Raw genomic sequence first — 15961 nt, forward strand, 5'->3', positions numbered from 1 at the left:
CACACGCACAGCAACAAATGAATGGAAGAGTTGAGCCACCCGCTCGACCTTCCTTTTCTGTCGTTTGGACGAAGCCGTTCGTCTTGACCTTATGTCTAGTTTTAGCGCTCGCGACCGCGTCTCTCTTCACGGGTGTCTACGAACTACGGAGTGCCGCGAACGATTTCGATATGTTCTGGATCACACGTGTTCCGCGAACGCTTGCCTTGATGCTGACCGGTGCTGCGATGGCAATGGCTGGACTCGTCATGCAACTGATCACGCAAAATCGGCTCGTTGAACCGACGACGACGGGAACGATCGAATGGGCGGGACTCGGACTGTTAGCCGTTTACTTACTCGTTCCGGCACCGTCCTTGTTGATGCGGATGACCGGAGCCATCGTGTTTGCGTTCATCGGGACGATGGTCTTCTTCTGGTTTCTCCGTTCGGTCCGATTGCGGTCATCGTTGATCGTTCCAATCATCGGTCTGATGCTCGGAGCCGTCATCTCCGCGATTTCGACGTTCCTCGGGTTGTTCTTCCGTGCCAGCCAAGCGATCGAAGGCTGGTTCGTCGGTTCGTTCGCGTCCGTCCAAATCGGTCGCTACGAATACCTCTGGATCATCATCGGTGTCACGGTCTGCATCTTCTTTCTCGCGAGTCGCTTGACGCTCGTTGGACTCGGGGAGGACATTGCGACGAGTCTCGGTGTCAACTACAATCGACTGATGCTGATTGCGACCGGGCTAATCGCCTTATCCGTTGGCGTCGTCGCGACCGTCATCGGTAATCTGCCGTTCCTCGGTTTGATCGTTCCGAACATCGTCTCGATGTTTCGCGGTGACGATCTCCGCAGTAATCTGCCATGGGTCTGTCTGATTGGGATGGCAACGATTCTGATCAGCGATCTAATCTCGCGCACGATCATCCGACCGTTCGAGCTCCCGGTTTCTTTGATTCTCGGAACCGTCGGAGCAGCCGTCTTTATCATCATTCTGTTACGTCGACGGAAGACTGGAGGTGTCAGATGAGTACCGCAATCAAACAACAACGTATACGCCCTCAACCGAACGTTACACGTGAAACCAATCGCCGGGCGTCTGCGTTTCAATCGAAACGACTCGAGCGCCGTTACTGGATCCTCCTCGTCCTGTTCCTCTGCGGCGGAGTGCTCAGTACGATTGGTCTCTTGCTCTACAATAATCCGGTTCCGTTTGATTCTCCGTCCTTTTGGCCGGTCGTCGAACGCCGGATCACCGCCGTCATCACGATGGCGATCGCGGCAATCTGTCAAAGTCTCGCGACTGTCGCCTTTCACTCCGTCACGCATAACCGGATCATCACACCGTCCCTACTCGGTTTTGACGCTCTCTACTCGACGATCCAGACATCGATGATCTTCTTCTTCGGTGCGGGAGCACTCGTCGGCTTTACGGGCACGAGTGCCTTTTTGACACAGGTCGCTGTCATGCTCGCGATGAGTCTCTTGTTATACGGATGGTTGTTGTCTGGTAAGTACGCGAACTTGCAACTGATGTTGCTCATCGGAATCATTCTCGGCACTGGTCTGAACTCACTGTCGTCATTCATGCGGAAGATGCTCGATCCGTCCGAGTTCGATATCTTACAAGCGCGATTATTCGGTTCGGTCACGAATGCCGACGCGGCTTATTTCCCGATCGTCATTCCAGTCGTCCTCGTCGTTGGTCTGCTGCTCTACTTTTCGTCCGGACGACTCAATGTCGTCGCGCTCGGAAAAGAGGTCGCGACATCGTTCGGCGTCAATCATCGCGGCAGTGTCATCTACTTCTTGATTTTGATTTCACTCCTGATGTCGATGTCGACGGCATTGATTGGACCGTTGACGTTCTTCGGTTTCTTAGTGGCGACACTCAGTTATCAGGTCGCTGCGACGTACGATCATAAATACGTTTTCCCGATGGCATTCGCAATTGGTTTCTTCGTTTTGACGAGTGCTTATTTCTTCATGTATCACATTTTCAACACGCCAAGCGTCGTCTCCGTCATCATTGAACTGTTCGGCGGGCTGATTTTCCTTATCGTGTTGCTTAGAAAGAGGTCCCTATGATATCACTCGAACACGTTAAAAAATCGTATACGGACGATGTCCAGATTGGTCCGATTGATCTGTCGATTCCAAAAGGCGGATTCACGGCGTTGATCGGTCCAAACGGCGCTGGCAAGTCGACGACGTTGATGATGATCGGACGCCTGCTTGATCTTGATGCCGGGCAGATCGAAGTCGCCGGAATGGATGTGACAAGTAGCAAATCGAAAGACTTAGCGAAAATCATCACCATCCTGCGACAGGAAAATCATTTCGTGACCCGGCTGACGGTCCGGCAGCTCGTCGGCTTCGGACGTTTCCCCTACTCGAAAGGTCGCTTGACGGCTGACGATGAGACGATCATATCGAAATACATCGATTTTCTCGAGTTGACGTCGCTTGAGAACCGTTACCTCGATGAATTATCGGGTGGACAGCGGCAACGGGCGTATGTCGCGATGGTACTCTGTCAGGAAACAGAATACATTCTACTCGACGAACCCCTCAATAACCTCGATATCGCCCGCTCGGTCCAGATGATGGGGTACCTGCGACACGTCGCTGATACGTTCGGACGGACGATCATCACCGTCTTACACGATATCAATTTTGCCGCGAAATATGCCGATCACATTTGTGCGATGAAGGACGGACAAATTGCCGCTTTCGGAACGGTCGCCGAAGTCATGGATGAAGCGCTATTATCCGAGATTTTCGAGACACGACTTGAGATCATCGAAGGTCCATACGGTCCGATTGCCGTCTATTGATGCTGATAGCGAGTACCTAATATCTTTTTAAATCAATGAGCAAACGTCACACAGTGGTGTCGTTTGCTCATTTTCGTATATACTCTCCTCTTGAAACCATCATCCATATTTTGTAACATGAGTTTATGAAAGGATGACTGAATATGGATGTTTTACTCTACAACTTCATCATGTTTCTCTTCTATTTCCCTTGTTTGATTATTCATGAGTATGGTCATGCGTTCGCTGCACGATGTTATGGTATTCCGATTAAATCCATTGCATTAGGAAAAGGAAAACCATTTTTTCAACTGGGACATTTCTTTATTTCTAGAAAGTACATTTGGGAAGGGTTATATACTCCGGGCGGTCCTATCAGTACGTTAAATCGCACGCAAAAATCTTTTTATTATCTAGGTGGTGTAATGTTTAACTTCATTTGTGTTGTGATCGGGAGTCTGATCCTTTTTCTATTGCATAATGAGACAATACAATACATCCTACAAGCTTTCGTACGTATGTCCGCTATATTCGTCATTTTCAATCTATTACCACTTCGTTTAATTAGTGGATTTCCAAGCGATGGATTACAACTGATCTATCTATTTAAACGAAGAGATCATGCATAATGAATTAGGAGTGTGATCTCTTCACATTTTATATAAAGAGACTGGGACTGTGTAGATGTCCTAGTCTTTTTTTAATGAGTACATCTAAAACATACCTTGGATTGCGATATGCATTTTGATAAAAGATAGTATGTACACATATAGTTACGTTAAGGTATGAGAAACTATAGAAAATCCAAGCGTCTCAAGAAATATTAGATTTATTGAAAAAAGATGTAACATTCGGCATAAACTGATGACTCCCACATACCTTAGTTTATACCACTCCTCAGAATAATTTTGTAAACGCATTCAAATTACTGGTGATTTAGTGGTAACGTACGTCATACTGACTGTAGGTAATAGAAAAGGAGTGTTGAAGATGGAATACAAAAAAGGACTCGAAGGCGTCATTGCCGCTGAAACACAAATCGGTTTAGTCGATGGAACGTTAGGTCACCTTATTTATCGCGGACACTGGGCAAAGGAACTCGCATTATCTTATTCGTTTGAAGAAGTCGCGTATTTCATCTGGAATGGTGAATTCCCGACTGAAGCGGAACTGGTCACATTCAAGGAACAGATGACGAGCTATCGTGAACTTCCTTCTTATATTAAGACGATTCTCGATACATTGCCGAACGAGATGGATGTCATGAGTACGATGCGAACAGCAATCTCAGCACTCGGTACACCCGCTTTCGCTTGGCCACCGACAATCGATCAAGCGATGCATCTAACAGCACTCTTGCCAACGATCATTGCCTATAAATATCAAAAAAATCAAGGCGCTGACTTCATCGAACCGAATCCGGAACTCGATCATGTCGCGAATTATATCTATATGATCAAAGGACAATTGCCGAGTGAAGTTGAGATCAAAGCGCTGACGGCGTATCTGATCCTAACGATTGAACACGGTATGAATGCTTCAACGTTCGCTTCCCGTGTCGTCGTCTCGACGGAATCGGAAATGATTTCTGGCGTCTGTGCCGCGATTGGTTCCATGAAAGGACCGCTTCATGGTGGCGCTCCGTCAGAAGTCATTGAGATGATTGATGAGATCGGAACGATCGACAACATCGAACCGTGGATCCGAAACAAGTTAGAAAAAGGCGAAAAACTGATGGGCTTTGGTCACCGGGTCTACAAAACACGCGATCCGCGTTCAGAAGCCTTAAAAGTCGTCTCAAAAGATCTCGCGCAAGAGAGCGATTGGTTCAACCTGATTACACAAATGGAGCAAACGGCGATCGATTTACTCGAAGAATACAAACCGGGTAGAAAACTGTATACAAATGTTGAATTCTTCGCGGCAGCCGTCCTAAAAGGACTCGACATTCCGAAAGAACTGTTCACACCGACGTTCACCTCTAGCCGTATCATCGGCTGGACGGCACACATCCTCGAACAATCGCAAGATAACCGGATCTTCAGACCACAATCGTCCTATACAGGACAGATGCCGGAACAAGCAGCTAAGTTTTAATCAGTCTCTAGATACGATCAAAAAATGGACCGATGCCTGACATCGGTCCATTTGCTATGGCGTTTTATTTAACGATTGTCTCTAATGAGAAATCTAGTACTTCCACTTCACACCCTGCCGCTTCTACATCCGGACTACACGCATACGGTCCAATCTTCAAATCCGTCACGTCATGTAAGTGTGCGATGCGAAGCTGCTCTTTGTGCTCTCCTGTCACGTGATACAACGTGACGTCTTGATTGAGGTAATGGAGTTCAAAGACCAGCGGTGCATCAAACAGCGTATTATCGACGTCCCGACACGACCAATCCGAGTAACCGAAGCTCGTCACGACGGCACCGAGATGTGACGGACCATCCGGAATGAATTCAGCCGACACTTTCACCCAGTGATCGTCGTTCACATAAAGCAAAATCCCCGCTTGATCATATGTCGCATTCGGGTTTAATTTTACTTCGATTCGGCAATTGTATTCCCCGTCCGGAGCATCCTGCAACAACGCATGACCTGTCAGACGGTTAAACTGATAATGGGTATTGCGCCAAAAATCCGTATCCGGATCCGTCACGAAACGTAACGGTGTTTCCTCCTTGATACGTGTCGGTCGATTGAGCCATTTCATTCATAACACCCTCCTTTTATCGCCCTCTTAACTTCCGTAACTTTCGATAGCCACGAATGAGCATATCGAGCATACAATCCCTCCTATTTTCGATGAACCCTTAGACGACTGGACGAAGTCGTTGCATATCCTTATATAAAGCTGATCGTTTCAAACGTCTATTCTGTATTAAGTATTGCACATCCGACCGGTTATCGTACATCAGTTGGATATGGAAATAATTAATGTATTCAAGAATGGCAAAGACATACAAAAACAACGTGATTCGTAACCCGTACACTGGAAAATCGGATTGAAAGCGAATCCAATCGAGTCCGAATGCACATGCTGTCAGGACGATCAGCCCCAGATTAATGATACGACAATGGCGTAATCGTCGAACGACGGGTTTCGGGGTGATCGACGTCCCTTCTTTCTTCAGACGCCTTGACTTGCTGTACCAATACCAAGCTCCTTGAATCAGTAGCAGTTCGAACAAAAATAGTGACATCCAAAAGGCACTCAGTTCAAATAACTGCAGTCGTGGAAAGACACGATTGCCAACCCAACTCAGCGGTAAAATCGTAATCACCGTGAACAATTCTCCACGGTACAGATAGGCGAGTCGTTCCGCAACAAGCCGCTTCATGGCGTCACCCATTCGATGCGGAACTTGCTTCCTGGACCAATCTGTGCGATCAATGGTTGATCTGCCTCGATCACGCGTCCGAGGACGTTGACTCGCTCATTAGCTGGTAGATTATGTTTCGTAATTTGAACCTCGCCCGCGTATCGCCCGTATTTTTCATTATCGATCGTGATCGTTCCAAGCGGACGGGCAGACGGATCTTGCGGTGTCAGATCGATCGTCGACGGATTCATCCGCGACTCGACGGACCGAATGACATCCCGCGCTGGATCAAACCGATTCGTTTCCGTCTCTCGTTGTATCTGTCGTCCGTTCGCTACTGCCCGCAGTACGATGACTCCGGTTTTCTCTGCTTCAAATTGCCGGATCGTTGCCTCCGACAATCGTGGATCTCCGACAAGGATTCGGTCAACGGTCGATTGTAAATCGATGTAACTGGCGAATGGTGCCGCATGCCGGTGTTCTTCAAGTGTCGGTAACGTCTCAAACAACGGTCCTCGGAGTGTCTCGTCACCCGGTATGAACGCTTGGACGCGCAATCCTTGCGCCTGCAACCAGGCATTCTTTTCGTCAAACCACGTCCGGTCGAGTCCCGTTTCCGGTCGCGGATAAAAATTATGCCACGCTTCCGTGTGATCGATTCGCAGACCCTGTGCCTTCATCTCGGTTAATTCATCTGCTGTTAACGTACTGGCGTTCAGCGCAACCATCATTTGGTTCGATAACGTCGCGATTTGCTGCGGACTGATGCCGTAATCAAGACGGAGTCCCGTCACACCCCAGTCCGTTAACGTCGCTGCCGTCTCCCATGTCTTGCCAAGCGTCGCGAGCGACGCTGGTGCGATGTCCGCCACGAGTTCGAAACCGAGCTCACGTGCTAAACGACCGAGCGCTTGCAAGCGTTCGACGTACAGTGAAGAATCGTCTTCGGGAATATGCAGCGATGTAAAGAGCGACGTAAAGCCAACAACACGCATCCGCTGTAGCCACTCGCTCGTCTCGTCTGTGATCGGTTCACTTAAATAGATTGATAATCCTTTCATCGACTCACTCCTTCACTTCTCTACTTAGAGAAAAAGCAGCTGATTCCTTCTTTTGGGAAGGATTCAACTGCTGGTCCACTCCTTAAATACCGTCTGCCATCTCTTCTTTGAAACCGAACCAGTACGTGAACAGGAATCCTGCCGCGTACGAGATGACGAGACCACCGATGTACGTCAAGTACATTCCGTTGTCGATCAACGGTGTCAATGATAACCCGGATACGCCGACTCCAAGTGCCGTCGTCTTCATCGTTGCTTGGAAGGCACCACCGACTGCTGCGCCGAGACATGCCGTTACGAACGGACGACCGAGCGGCAACGTAACACCGTATAACAACGGTTCACCGATTCCGAGGAATCCGACCGGAATCGCCCCTTTGATGATGTTACGCAGGCGCGGATTGCGCGTCTTGACGAAAATCGCCATTGCCGCTCCGACTTGACCCGCTCCTGCCATCGCAAGAATCGGTAAGAGTGGTGTGTTACCAATCGTGTTCAAGAACTCAAGATGGATTGGTGTCAATCCATGGTGGAGACCGACCATGACGAGTGGTAGGAAGAAGCCAGCCAGCACGGCTCCGGCGAGTGGTCCACCGACCTCAAGCACGGCATTGATTGCCTTCATGATGCCGTCTGACAACAGTCCAGCAACCGGCATGATCGCATAGAGCGAGGCGAATCCGACAATCAGCACCGTAAACAGTGGCGTAAAGATAATATCGATCGATGCGAACATGAAGCGACGGATGTGTTTCTCAAGATACGTCATCAACCACGCAGCGAAGATGACACCAAACAATCCGCCCCTGCCTGGAACGAGCGGTTCCCCGTAAATCGTGATGTCCGCTAGCACGGGGTTGAATAGAATCCCACCGGCAATCGCCCCGAGCACCGGTGTTCCGCCGAACTCCTTCGCCGTATTCCAACCGACAAGGATTGCGAGATATGCAAAGACCGTCCCACCGATCAAGAGTAAAATCTGCATCCATGTCTGTGTTGCATCGACACCCGCATTTTTCGCGAAGTTCGCACCACCGTTGATGATACCGGAAGCAACAAGACCCGGAATAAGCGGGATGAAGATGTTCCCGATTCGGCGCAAGAAGCGTTTGAACGGAGACTGTTGTTTTGCTTTCACTTTTTGCCGTTCGACGGCGGCCCGTTCTTCTGGCGTCAGATTTGGATCAACGGACTCTTCCCCGATTGCGAGTCCCGTCTCGCGACTTAAGTGGTCGGCTACCCGATTGACCGTTCCCGGACCGACGACGATTTGTAACGTCTCGTCATCAATGACCCCCATGACGCCGTCAATCCGCTTTAACGCATCGATATTTGCTTGCGTCGGATCCTTTAACGATAAACGAACCCGCGTCATACAGTGCGCAAGCTGCCGGAGATTATCTTTTCCACCGACGTGCTCGAGAATCGCGTGTGCCAGCACTTCTTCCTTCTTCATCGTGTTTCCCCCTTAGAGTGCGTCTCGGACGAATCCGTTTGCTTGTTGTAATCGTTCGACGGCTTCTGTATACGAAACATTCGCGAGAATCATGACGATTGCCGTCTTGACGTGACCGTGCGCTTCACTAAAGACACGCTCCGCCGTTACAGCGTCGACTCCTGTTGCCTCACTAATCATCCGCTTCGCCCGGATCTCCAGTTTCTCGTTCGTCGACTGGACGTCGACCATCAGATTTTGATAGACCTTGCCGACACCGATCATCGCCGCCGTCGAAATCATGTTCAAGACGAGCTTTTGTGCCGTTCCAGCCTTTAGTCTTGTTGATCCCGTCAAGACTTCCGGACCTGTTTCGACTTCGATTGCATAACGCGCGTGCCCACTGATGACCGCATCCGTGTTGCAAGAAATCGCTGCCGTCACCGCTCCGACTTCCTTCGCGTAATCAAGCCCGCCGATGACATACGGCGTCCGACCGCTTGCTGCAATCCCGATGACCGTATCACGTGCTTCTAGCTGGAGCCCTTTTAAATCGTCGACGGCAAGCGTCCGACTATCCTCTGCTCCCTCGACCGCTTTGATCAACGCGCGTTCGCCGCCAGCAATCAATCCGACGACCATGTCTGGTGAAACCCCGAACGTCGGCACACATTCTGCCGCATCGAGAATCCCGAGCCGCCCGCTCGTACCAGCACCGATGTAAATCAAGCGTCCTCCGTTTTTGAATGACGCAATGACATGCTTGACAACTTCCGCGATGACGGGAATTTGTTCCCGAATGACCGTCGCGACCGTTTGATCCTCAGCGTTCATCACCCGTAAGACATCCTCGACTGTCATCTCATCGAGTTGCATCGTCTGTTCATTCCGACGTTCCGTTGCTAATTGATCTAACATCTGCTTCACCCTTTCTCTTCCCTCCCTTTATTATACAATTAAGAAATTTTAATTCAACATTATTTATTTAATTTTGAAATTAAATTTCTATATATAAAAATAAGGTTTTGTCCTTCTTTTTCAGGCTCGGTCTCTTGATTTCCTGCTTGTCGTAATTTCCTCATCCGCAAAGTCCAGTAACGCAGACATTCGCTCCCGTCGAATCGTCGCATAGTATCATTAGTGAATAAAAAGCTGATTTTCACCCGTTAGATGCCTAACAGACGAAAACCAGCTTCACATGGACCACTTTTGTACGTCTCATGTTACTCATAACATCATTCGTACTGAAACCTGTATGAGGCTTTAAGATATTTATTAAAGAAGTCGTTCACCAGAGGCGTAAATCATTTTAATTTCTCTTCCATACTCTCTACTGAACTAGAACTGTCGCTGTACTGTTCTTTCTCCTCAACGAGATATTCGATATCGTATGTACCCGGCTCGATTGTCTCGCCTTGTACCGTTTGTTTGAGAACGACGGTTTCTGATGCTTTGACACGTTTCTTTTGTTGTCTTGTTTTAATCTGTTGTTTTCTTGAATCGAAGACGACAGTCCTCGACTTGCTCTCACGAACGACGACATTCAACAAATGTCCAGAACGCGCAACGACATCAAATGCATGGTCTCCTGTGTTCGTCAATTTGTATTCAAAGACGAATCCTTCTTTCGTAGTCCCTGTGAAGGACGTCTCATTCGTCTCACTTCCACTTTGCGGTTGGATCATACAACCGCTTAAACAAAGAATCATGAGGATCAACAACCATTTTTCATTTGTAAAACTCCGTGCTGTGTGAAGAATTTCTAAATCATTCCCACCCTGGGAGTGGGCGTGGTGGCTCCTCGACGAAGGCACGATATCCATTGAAGCTCAGTCCTTGACGTTGCGGATTATGATTACGAATCAACGGATCACCTGTCTCGTCCTCGTTCTGCCAAAACCGATGCTCCGTTTGAAAGACCATGATTGACGAATACTGGAATCGCTCTGCCATTAGATATTCTCGAACCGATTGCATCACTTGTTCAAAGCGCGAATCCGAGTCGTAGCTACTGCCAAGACGTTCTTTTTCTTGTTTCCCTTCGAAAATCTTAACCGAGAAATACGCATCTCTTTTCGCAATCGGATACTCGATTTCAACGCGAACCGAGTCGACGAAGCGAATCGGTCGTGGTTTGCTCACTTCTTCTTCGGAATTGTAGTCCTCTACATAATAAGTATTTGTTGCAATCGAGAAGTCCTTGAACTCCCAGAACATATCGCCTTGCGCAATAATCGCATACTCGAGGAACGTGCCGAAGTTCTGTCCAATCGGGTCAGTCTCCTCTGTCGATAACTCATGAAACATCCAGTGCATATACGGTGTCTCATCCGTCTTTGCATCTTCCGTCTGGATCAAGACATATCCTTCGTTCATTTCGCCAATCATCAAGAAATGATCGTAGTCTTCATGGATCAGGTCGTCCTCTTTAGCCTGGATCGTCATTTCAATGACTTTTTCAAGTGGATAGAGTTCGATACCGAGACCTTGAATCATGAACAATTCTGCTCCGTCATGTAAACGAAGGAATGTCTTATATTCACTTGGTAACGTTAGTTTGAACTGCTTTTCAAATGACTGAATCGCCTGTTCCGTCACCGGATCATTTAAATTGAATTGAGCGACTCCTGTATCGTATCGTCGCTGAATGAAGGTCGACCCGTGATTGATTTTTTGTGATAAGACGTCAAGTACCGCTTCGATTTGGTTCATTTCTTTCATGGGTCCCATCCTTTTCATTTTCGTATTCGTGAATGATACGACTTCATCCTATACACCATACCATTTTTTCAATTATTTGGTGTATTCCATCCTATTCGTTCTGTGGTATTCTCGTTCTAATATCATTTTAAAAAATTGCATTCGAAGAGGTGACCCATGTCTAAATCATCATCGATGTTGCTCATATTACTCGCTGCGATCTTTTGGGGCACGACGGGGACCTCACAAGCCTTTGCGCCGGAAGATGCACATCCGATTGCGATTGGTGCCGTTCGTCTGGCTGTCGGTGGACTGTTCTTACTCTGTCTCGTTCTCTTCAAAGGAACGCTGACGTTACGCGACTGGCCGGTGCGGACGTTTTTACTCGCTGCCGTCAGCATGGCAGCTTACCAACCGCTGTTCTTCTCCGCTGTATTGATGACCGGTGTCGCCGTCGGTACTGTCGTCGCGATCGGTAGCGCGCCGATCTTTTCCGGTTGTATCGAGTGGCTGTTCCTAAAGAAACGTCCAGCGCTGCTGTGGTGGGCATCGACCGCACTATCGATCACCGGTTGTCTGTTGCTTTTGAACAATCAAGGAACGGTTGCGATTGATCCAATCGGGATCGTCCTCGCACTCGGTGCCGGACTATCGTTTGCCGGGTACACGTTCGTCAGCCGAGACCTCGTCAAGACACACGCACCGCTGTCAGTCGTTGCCGTCATTTTTACGACAAGCGCTTTGCTGTTGTCGCCTCTGCTGTTTTTATTCGACCTCTCCTGGTTGTTCACGTCACGTGGTGCCGGAATCAGCCTCCATCTCGGCGTCGTTGCGACTGGAATCGCTTACTGGTTATTCGCGAAAGGACTATCGAATGTACCATCGTCGACTGCCGTCACGCTCTCGCTCGGTGAGCCGCTGACTGCCGCTTTGCTTGGTGTGTTCGTCCTTGGTGAAGAATTAAGTGGTACGGCTTGGTTCGGAATCTCGTTATTGTTACTCGGAATCGCCTTATTGATCGGTTCGTCTCGCCTAGCAGCGCGCCAAACCGTTTTGACAGAAGAACGACAAACTCGGACTGGAGGCTAAATCATGCAAGAAATCACGTTTGAGAAACTACAATTTTGCGAAGATTATCACATCGGACTCAATCAGTTCTTGATGGATGTCGCAACTGGTAACCGATTGATTTTTCATTTTCGTGGGCATACGGAGGAGACGATGGTCATCGTCGGCGACTACAGCTGTAATTACTTCCGATTGACCTTCGAGGAGGATGCGATTCTGCTTCGTTCACCGGACCTTTATGAACTAAAAGAAGATGTCGAGATCAACCCGATTCCACTTCTGACGCTGACCGATTCAAAGCTACTGACGTTCGCACATGAAATGATGAATCTCGATCCTACAAAAGACTGGGTTCATTACTGGCTTCGTGCGTTCGAGCAGGATTTTCATGTCTTGTCCCCCCGTCCACCGGTCCTGACAGACCTCGGACATAAGCGCAGTGATGCGATCGTCAAGCATTCCTTTGATTCGGTTAGCGTTGAATGACCTGAACCATTTTCATACGCAAAAGATCCACGAAACGGATATTCGTTTCGTGGATCTTTTCTATGAACATTCATAGGAGCAGATTATGGATGGTCAATCGTATACTCCATCATCCAGCACGTATCTTCATTGATTTTTTTAACTTTCTGAAACCCACATTTTTCATAAGCTTTAATCGCTCTAAGATTTGATACGTCAGGATCTAGAATAATTCGATTTACTTCCTTGCCTCGAGCGATATCTTCAACGAATAATTTTATCATTTTCGTTCCAATACCTTTATTAAAAAGTTCAGGATAACCAATAAACTGGTCCATTCCAATTATGATAAAATTCGCAGGATATCCAAATGCCTCTTTTTGTTCGTCCGTTATCAAATAACGTTGCATGAATCCAATAGGTTCATCCTCTAACTCTACGATGTATGGAGCGACAGGTATCTCTCCATTTACTCTCGGTTCGTATTTATCTATCACTTGTTGCAACGTAAATGGTGCGTTCATATCTCCATAGAACTCTAACACTTCTTTTGTACTTAACCATTGAGATATGATTTCATAATCAGTATGTTGCATCTTTCTGATTGAGATAGAATTGATTTTCATATGTACCTCTCACATTCATTCGTAACCGTCCGACGATTCACACCGGACGGTTATTTGGTTTATAAATACAAAGATAGCGTTCTTTCAACTGACTGGACGGAATCGACCGGACTGAACCGCTGTACGACACGACCTTGGCGATCGATTAAAAACTTCGTATAGTTCCATTTAATCTTCGACGACAGCAGACCGGAGCGTTCGCGTTTTAGGAATGTATAGAGCGGATGCTCATTTGGTCCATTGACGTCGATCTTCTGAAATATCGGAAACGTCACGCCATAGTTCAGCTGACAGAACTGCATCGTCTCTTCCTGACTCGCGAACTCCTGCTGATTGAATTGATCGCACGGAAAGCCAAGCACCGTGACTCCTTGCTCGTCATATTTATCGTACAATGCCTGTAGTTCGCCAAGTTGTTTGACGAGCCCACATTTGCTTGCCGTGTTGACGATCACGAGGACACGCCCTGCATAGTCACCTAATGAAACAGTCTCGCCCGCTGCGTTTTGTACGGTTGCATCGTATACGGTTTGCATGTTTCCCAGCTCCTTTGCCCCGAGTATAAGACAAAACGCGCACCCTGTCGTTTTCAGGCATGCGCGTAATGCTTTACCAAATCGTCTCTTCTTTGTCGCTCAGTTTGATGACGAACGGTAGGATCAAAACGAACAAGAGACTGACATATCCGAGCGATAAGTAATGTTGCGAGTCTTTCGAAATGTATTGCTTCACGCCACAGTTCGGACATGCTTTCCCATGTTTCGAAAATCCGACAGCAAGCACTTCTTTTGTTTTAAACGTATACTGGCAATTCGTACAATGTACCATCTGACCATCTCCTTCTTCCTTATTTACTGGTGGATTCAGGAAAAAGTTTCATGAAATCGAAGGGAACCGACATCTTACCTCATCGATTCTTCCTGGTCGCTCAACCGAATCAGAAACGGCAAGAACAGGACGAACAAGAGACTGATATTCCCGAGTGAAAGATAAAATTGCGACTTTCGGGACATGTATTGTTTCACGCCACAGTTCGGACATGGTTTGCCTTTCCCATGTATTGCAACACTGACAGCGAGTAGTTCTTTTGTGTTGAACTTATACTGACAATTCGTACAGCGTGCCATGACATCATCTCCTCCTCAATTTAGCTGTCCCTCTTACAATTACCTTTCAGATGGATACGCATTAGACCAGTGATAGGGTTGAAGCTGTTGAAGTGATTTAAACAGAATGGTTTGCTCAGTGTTCGTCACTGCCGCTAGAACATCCGGTCCAAAATAATTCAATCGTTCCTGACAGACTCCACACGGCGTCAAGATTTTAAATGGTGCTTGTTCATCATCCCGAACGACACACATCGTATGCGTGATGCGGCAATTGAGTTTGTGCGCCTCAAGAATCGCTCCGGTTTCTATGCATAACTCGGTCGAAGCGTTCACTACTTCTGGCGCCACACTCGTCAAAACTTGACCGTCATCGGTCGCCATCGCTGCTGCCCCACCCCATCCATTTGGATATCTGCTATTGATCAAATCCGTCGCCGCCTCGAATAATCGTTGTTCGATTGTCATGACATCACTCCTATCGATAAACGCATCTTCAAAAATTCATAGCTTCCACCATTCGTCGCCTGTTGGAAGCGTTCGACGGGAAGGAAGCCACTTTTCGTATACAGGCGAATCGCCCGCTCGTTGAATGTCGCGACAGCTAATTCAATTTGTTTAGGTGCATATCGGTCCATGATGAACGAAAGACCGGCTTCTAAAAATGCCACTCCATTTCCTCGGCCCGTCAAGTCTGGTCGCATGCCAAGCCCGACGTCAACGATGTCTGCGTTTGGTTCAAATACATAATAACCAATCAATTCTTCCCGATCCAACACAGCAAAATAATGTTCCGTCCGCTTTGCTGGATCGAGAAATTCTGCTAAATCTTCTTCGTCATTCGGCATATCATAAAATGCAAACGCCTCGTCATATTGCCACTCGTAGGCAATCTGTTCCGCCTGTCGTTGCGTCAGCGGTGAAAATGTATAGCTCATCAGGATTCAGCTCCTCTTGGATTTCTCAACGAGATCGATTCTTTCGGTAGTCTAACAGTAGCGGCAATACATTTAATCCGATCGAGATGAACGTCAATACCCACAGTGCCCGCTCCATGCCCGGTACGACGTCTTGTAGTGCTGCCCAATCTTCTCGCGCCACGAATTCCGCAACGAGTCGGTATTCAGCGCACAAAGTCAGTGCCGTAAAACTCAGTCCGAGCACCATCAGGAAACGATAGTCCTTACCGATCAAATAAAAGATGATATTCAGTGCCGTAAATCCAATCGCCAGTAAACCCAGTATGATCCACATCTTTCATTTCCTCCAAAGATAATTCGTTGTGTAATTCCGTGCGTTTTGAACGCTTTTCAAGACTATGTATGCCTCATGCTACTTCACTCATAAAACTTTGGTATCATTCATTTACTTT

Annotated in this window: 21 protein-coding genes; 7 read left to right on the forward strand and 14 right to left on the reverse strand. The window is 47.7% G+C overall.

Annotated features, from left to right (window positions below; genetic code table 11):
• Nucleotides 1-17: 17 nt before the first annotated feature.
• The 5 genes from EXG77_RS09635 (at nt 18) to EXG77_RS09655 (ending at nt 4896) form a co-directional block, all read left to right on the forward strand.
• Nucleotides 18-1013: an ABC transporter permease gene (locus EXG77_RS09635; RefSeq protein ID WP_035398616.1), complete on the forward strand. Its 996-nt coding sequence runs from the start codon at nt 18-20 to the stop codon at nt 1011-1013.
• Nucleotides 1010-2071 (forward strand): iron chelate uptake ABC transporter family permease subunit, encoded by a 1062-nt coding sequence (locus tag EXG77_RS09640; RefSeq protein WP_052017158.1) that lies wholly within the window; start codon nt 1010-1012, stop codon nt 2069-2071. Before EXG77_RS09635 ends, EXG77_RS09640 begins: the two co-directional genes overlap by 4 nt.
• The gene (locus EXG77_RS09645) at nt 2068-2820 is read left to right on the forward strand and encodes an ABC transporter ATP-binding protein (RefSeq protein WP_035397891.1); all 753 of its coding nucleotides are present in this window, start codon (nt 2068-2070) and stop codon (nt 2818-2820) included. Before EXG77_RS09640 ends, EXG77_RS09645 begins: the two co-directional genes overlap by 4 nt.
• Before the next feature lie 170 nt (nt 2821-2990).
• On the forward strand, nt 2991-3428 hold the full coding sequence (locus EXG77_RS16665; protein WP_370448379.1) for a site-2 protease family protein: 438 nt from the start codon (nt 2991-2993) through the stop codon (nt 3426-3428).
• 361 nt (nt 3429-3789) lie between these two features.
• Nucleotides 3790-4896, forward strand: a complete 1107-nt coding sequence (locus EXG77_RS09655) for a citrate synthase/methylcitrate synthase (protein ID WP_035397897.1) — start codon at nt 3790-3792, stop codon at nt 4894-4896.
• A 64-nt stretch (nt 4897-4960) separates the two neighbouring features.
• Here EXG77_RS09655 and EXG77_RS09660 read toward each other — a convergent pair whose 3' ends face one another.
• The 7 genes from EXG77_RS09660 to EXG77_RS09690 form a co-directional block, all read right to left on the reverse strand.
• A complete protein-coding gene (locus EXG77_RS09660; RefSeq protein WP_035397899.1) occupies nt 4961-5518 on the reverse strand; it encodes a DUF1349 domain-containing protein in 558 nt (185 codons plus the stop codon).
• A gap of 100 nt (nt 5519-5618) precedes the next feature.
• A complete protein-coding gene (locus tag EXG77_RS09665) occupies nt 5619-6146 on the reverse strand; it encodes a hypothetical protein (protein WP_035398618.1) in 528 nt (175 codons plus the stop codon).
• Entirely contained in the window at nt 6143-7189 is a 1047-nt protein-coding gene (locus EXG77_RS09670) for a DUF871 domain-containing protein (RefSeq protein ID WP_035397901.1), read from the reverse strand. Before EXG77_RS09670 ends, EXG77_RS09665 begins: the two co-directional genes overlap by 4 nt.
• Before the next feature lie 82 nt (nt 7190-7271).
• On the reverse strand, nt 7272-8645 hold the full coding sequence (locus EXG77_RS09675) for a PTS transporter subunit EIIC (RefSeq protein WP_035397903.1): 1374 nt from the start codon (nt 8643-8645) through the stop codon (nt 7272-7274).
• 12 nt (nt 8646-8657) lie between these two features.
• Entirely contained in the window at nt 8658-9542 is an 885-nt protein-coding gene (gene murQ / locus EXG77_RS09680; protein WP_035397905.1) for an N-acetylmuramic acid 6-phosphate etherase, read from the reverse strand.
• Between the two features lie 386 nt (nt 9543-9928).
• Entirely contained in the window at nt 9929-10309 is a 381-nt protein-coding gene (locus tag EXG77_RS09685; protein WP_145981738.1) for a BsuPI-related putative proteinase inhibitor, read from the reverse strand.
• Nucleotides 10310-10391: 82 nt separating this feature from the next.
• Nucleotides 10392-11345, reverse strand: coding sequence for an SMI1/KNR4 family protein (locus tag EXG77_RS09690; RefSeq protein ID WP_238987939.1), 954 nt, complete (start codon nt 11343-11345; stop codon nt 10392-10394).
• Between the two features lie 156 nt (nt 11346-11501).
• On the opposite strand from EXG77_RS09690, the gene EXG77_RS09695 reads away from it, so the two are divergent.
• Together EXG77_RS09695 and EXG77_RS09700 are read left to right on the forward strand one after the other, a co-directional pair.
• Complete coding sequence (locus EXG77_RS09695; protein WP_035397909.1) at nt 11502-12413, forward strand: EamA family transporter; 912 nt, start codon at nt 11502-11504, stop codon at nt 12411-12413.
• A 3-nt stretch (nt 12414-12416) separates the two neighbouring features.
• Complete coding sequence (locus EXG77_RS09700) at nt 12417-12878, forward strand: hypothetical protein (RefSeq protein ID WP_035397911.1); 462 nt, start codon at nt 12417-12419, stop codon at nt 12876-12878.
• A gap of 83 nt (nt 12879-12961) precedes the next feature.
• On the opposite strand, the gene EXG77_RS09705 is transcribed toward EXG77_RS09700, so the two are convergent.
• The 7 genes from EXG77_RS09705 to EXG77_RS09735 form a co-directional block, all read right to left on the reverse strand.
• Complete coding sequence (locus tag EXG77_RS09705; protein WP_035397915.1) at nt 12962-13483, reverse strand: GNAT family N-acetyltransferase; 522 nt, start codon at nt 13481-13483, stop codon at nt 12962-12964.
• Nucleotides 13484-13542: 59 nt separating this feature from the next.
• Nucleotides 13543-14019: a glutathione peroxidase gene (locus EXG77_RS09710; protein WP_035397916.1), complete on the reverse strand. Its 477-nt coding sequence runs from the start codon at nt 14017-14019 to the stop codon at nt 13543-13545.
• A 73-nt stretch (nt 14020-14092) separates the two neighbouring features.
• A complete protein-coding gene (locus EXG77_RS09715) occupies nt 14093-14311 on the reverse strand; it encodes a hypothetical protein (protein WP_035397918.1) in 219 nt (72 codons plus the stop codon).
• A gap of 74 nt (nt 14312-14385) precedes the next feature.
• Nucleotides 14386-14610 (reverse strand): hypothetical protein, encoded by a 225-nt coding sequence (locus EXG77_RS09720; RefSeq protein ID WP_035397919.1) that lies wholly within the window; start codon nt 14608-14610, stop codon nt 14386-14388.
• 39 nt (nt 14611-14649) lie between these two features.
• Nucleotides 14650-15057, reverse strand: coding sequence for a cytidine deaminase (locus tag EXG77_RS09725; protein ID WP_035397920.1), 408 nt, complete (start codon nt 15055-15057; stop codon nt 14650-14652).
• Nucleotides 15054-15527, reverse strand: coding sequence for a GNAT family N-acetyltransferase (locus EXG77_RS09730; protein ID WP_035397922.1), 474 nt, complete (start codon nt 15525-15527; stop codon nt 15054-15056). The genes EXG77_RS09725 and EXG77_RS09730 overlap by 4 nt, the downstream gene beginning before the upstream one ends.
• Nucleotides 15528-15552: 25 nt before the next feature.
• A complete protein-coding gene (locus EXG77_RS09735; RefSeq protein ID WP_035397924.1) occupies nt 15553-15843 on the reverse strand; it encodes a hypothetical protein in 291 nt (96 codons plus the stop codon).
• Nucleotides 15844-15961: the final 118 nt, after the last annotated feature.

Source organism: Exiguobacterium sp. OS-77 (genome assembly GCF_000414195.2).
GTDB lineage: Bacteria > Bacillota > Bacilli > Exiguobacteriales > Exiguobacteriaceae > Exiguobacterium_A > Exiguobacterium_A indicum.

Excerpts from the sequence above, each read along its gene's own strand:
- EXG77_RS09635 (WP_035398616.1), top strand. The coding sequence starts at position 18 with ATGAATGGAAGAGTTGAGCCACCCGCTCGACCTTCCTTTTCTGTCGTT.
- EXG77_RS09640 (WP_052017158.1), top strand. The coding sequence starts at position 1,010 with ATGAGTACCGCAATCAAACAACAACGTATACGCCCTCAACCGAACGTT.
- EXG77_RS09645 (WP_035397891.1), top strand. The coding sequence starts at position 2,068 with ATGATATCACTCGAACACGTTAAAAAATCGTATACGGACGATGTCCAG.
- EXG77_RS16665 (WP_370448379.1), top strand. The coding sequence starts at position 2,991 with ATGTTTCTCTTCTATTTCCCTTGTTTGATTATTCATGAGTATGGTCAT.
- EXG77_RS09655 (WP_035397897.1), top strand. The coding sequence starts at position 3,790 with ATGGAATACAAAAAAGGACTCGAAGGCGTCATTGCCGCTGAAACACAA.
- EXG77_RS09660 (WP_035397899.1), bottom strand. The coding sequence starts at position 5,518 with ATGAAATGGCTCAATCGACCGACACGTATCAAGGAGGAAACACCGTTA.
- EXG77_RS09665 (WP_035398618.1), bottom strand. The coding sequence starts at position 6,146 with ATGAAGCGGCTTGTTGCGGAACGACTCGCCTATCTGTACCGTGGAGAA.
- EXG77_RS09670 (WP_035397901.1), bottom strand. The coding sequence starts at position 7,189 with ATGAAAGGATTATCAATCTATTTAAGTGAACCGATCACAGACGAGACG.
- EXG77_RS09675 (WP_035397903.1), bottom strand. The coding sequence starts at position 8,645 with ATGAAGAAGGAAGAAGTGCTGGCACACGCGATTCTCGAGCACGTCGGT.
- murQ (WP_035397905.1), bottom strand. The coding sequence starts at position 9,542 with ATGTTAGATCAATTAGCAACGGAACGTCGGAATGAACAGACGATGCAA.
- EXG77_RS09685 (WP_145981738.1), bottom strand. The coding sequence starts at position 10,309 with ATGATCCAACCGCAAAGTGGAAGTGAGACGAATGAGACGTCCTTCACA.
- EXG77_RS09690 (WP_238987939.1), bottom strand. The coding sequence starts at position 11,345 with ATGAAAGAAATGAACCAAATCGAAGCGGTACTTGACGTCTTATCACAA.
- EXG77_RS09695 (WP_035397909.1), top strand. The coding sequence starts at position 11,502 with ATGTCTAAATCATCATCGATGTTGCTCATATTACTCGCTGCGATCTTT.
- EXG77_RS09700 (WP_035397911.1), top strand. The coding sequence starts at position 12,417 with ATGCAAGAAATCACGTTTGAGAAACTACAATTTTGCGAAGATTATCAC.
- EXG77_RS09705 (WP_035397915.1), bottom strand. The coding sequence starts at position 13,483 with ATGAAAATCAATTCTATCTCAATCAGAAAGATGCAACATACTGATTAT.
- EXG77_RS09710 (WP_035397916.1), bottom strand. The coding sequence starts at position 14,019 with ATGCAAACCGTATACGATGCAACCGTACAAAACGCAGCGGGCGAGACT.
- EXG77_RS09715 (WP_035397918.1), bottom strand. The coding sequence starts at position 14,311 with ATGGTACATTGTACGAATTGCCAGTATACGTTTAAAACAAAAGAAGTG.
- EXG77_RS09720 (WP_035397919.1), bottom strand. The coding sequence starts at position 14,610 with ATGGCACGCTGTACGAATTGTCAGTATAAGTTCAACACAAAAGAACTA.
- EXG77_RS09725 (WP_035397920.1), bottom strand. The coding sequence starts at position 15,057 with ATGACAATCGAACAACGATTATTCGAGGCGGCGACGGATTTGATCAAT.
- EXG77_RS09730 (WP_035397922.1), bottom strand. The coding sequence starts at position 15,527 with ATGAGCTATACATTTTCACCGCTGACGCAACGACAGGCGGAACAGATT.
- EXG77_RS09735 (WP_035397924.1), bottom strand. The coding sequence starts at position 15,843 with ATGTGGATCATACTGGGTTTACTGGCGATTGGATTTACGGCACTGAAT.